General features: G+C 73.5%; 2 protein-coding genes. One reads left to right on the forward strand and one right to left on the reverse strand.

The window, feature by feature from the left end:
- A partial coding sequence (locus G7A99_RS19480; protein ID WP_305792341.1) for a hypothetical protein occupies nucleotides 1-452 on the forward strand: 452 nt, incomplete at its 5' end.
- A 4-nt stretch (nucleotides 453-456) separates the two neighbouring features.
- Here the strand turns inward: G7A99_RS19480 and G7A99_RS19485 are convergent.
- The coding region (locus G7A99_RS19485; RefSeq protein WP_163143349.1) for a histone deacetylase at nucleotides 457-1527 on the reverse strand (1071 nt) is incomplete at its 5' end.

Genomic DNA, 1527 nt, shown 5'->3' on the forward strand with positions numbered 1-1527 from the left:
GCCGGCAGGTCGTCGCGCGGCTGCCGCTGATGGCCAACGAGCTCGGCCTGTTTCTCGCCGCCGGGATGCTGGCCGCGGGGCTTGAGGGCGTGGTCGCCACGCTCGGCGGCTGGGTGCCGTTCGCCCACTTCGGGGGGCTGCAGGCCGGGGTGGTGCTGGCGCTGATGGTGGCGGTCTCGCTGGTGGGCGTGCACCCGGTAATCGGCATCGCTGCCTTTGGCACGCTGCTCGCGCCGCTCTCCCCGGACCCCAGCCTGCTGGCGATGACCTTTCTCGCCGGCTGGGGGATCGGCGTCGCGGTGAGTCCGCTCTCCGGACTGAATCTGGCCCTGCAGGGCGCCTATGACGTCGCCCCCGCCCGGGTGGTGCGGCTCAACTGGCGCTACGGCGTGGTGATGGTCGCGGCGAGTACCGTTGCCTTCGTCCTCTACGCCCGGCTTGTGCCGGGCTGAGGGCTCAGCGCTCGTCCACGAAGGCGCTGCGGTGGAAGGCCGCGGCCGCGGCCACCTCGGCCACGCCGCTCTCGCCCGGCTCGGGGGCGTCGCCGCCGGCAAGCACCTCCAGCACCGAGCGCACGCCGCGGGAGAGTGCCTCCGTGTGGTAGCCCCCCTCCAGGACGAAGGCCAGGCGGCCGTCGCAGTGGCGGGCAGCGATCTCGCGTACGATGGCGGTCATCGCGGCGAAGCCCTCGAAGGTGACGTTCAGCGCCAGGTCCAGGCGGTGGGCGTCGAAACCGGCCGAAACCAGCACCAGGTCCGGCTCGAACCAGTCCGCGGCGGGGACCAGGATCTCGCGGAAGGCCTTGAGCATGGCGGTATCGCCGGCCCCGCCGGGCAGTGGCACGTTCACGGTGGTGCCCTCGCCGAGTCCGACACCGACCTCCTCCAGGGCGCCGGTCCCGGGGTAGAAGGGGGCGGCGCGGTGGGCGTCGAAGAACAGCACGTCCGGGTCGGCCCAGAAGATGTCCTGGGTGCCGTTGCCGTGGTGGACATCCCAGTCGACGATGAGCACGCGCCGGCAGCCCAGCCTGGCCTGGGCGTGGGCGGCGGCCACGGCGACGTTGTTGAACAGGCAGAAGCCGCGGGCGCGCACGGGCTCGGCGTGGTGGCCCGGCGGACGGACCAGGGCGAAGGCGGCCGGCGCCTCGCCGGCGACCACCGCCTCCACCGCGGCGATGGCGGTGCCGGCCGCCCATTCCGCGGCCTCGACGCTGCCCGGGGAGACAGCGGTGGTGTCCACGTCCACCCAGGCGTGCTTGCCGCGCAGCGCGAAGATGGTGTCGAGGTATGTCCGTGTGTGTACGCGGGCGAGCTCGTCGACCTCTGCCTGCCGGCCCGGGCCGAAGCGTATGCCGGCGACGGGCTCGCGTTCCAGCAGTTCCAGGATCGCGGTCAGCCGGCCGGGGTGCTCGGGGTAGTTCCACTGCACGCCGAGGCCGGCGAGGATCTCGCGGACCCGCCGCTCCAGGCGGCCGGGCAGGAAGGGGTCATGCGCGTCCGGGCGGTGGGCGAGCATGTGCTCGTCGTG

Source organism: Arhodomonas sp. KWT (genome assembly GCF_010993615.1).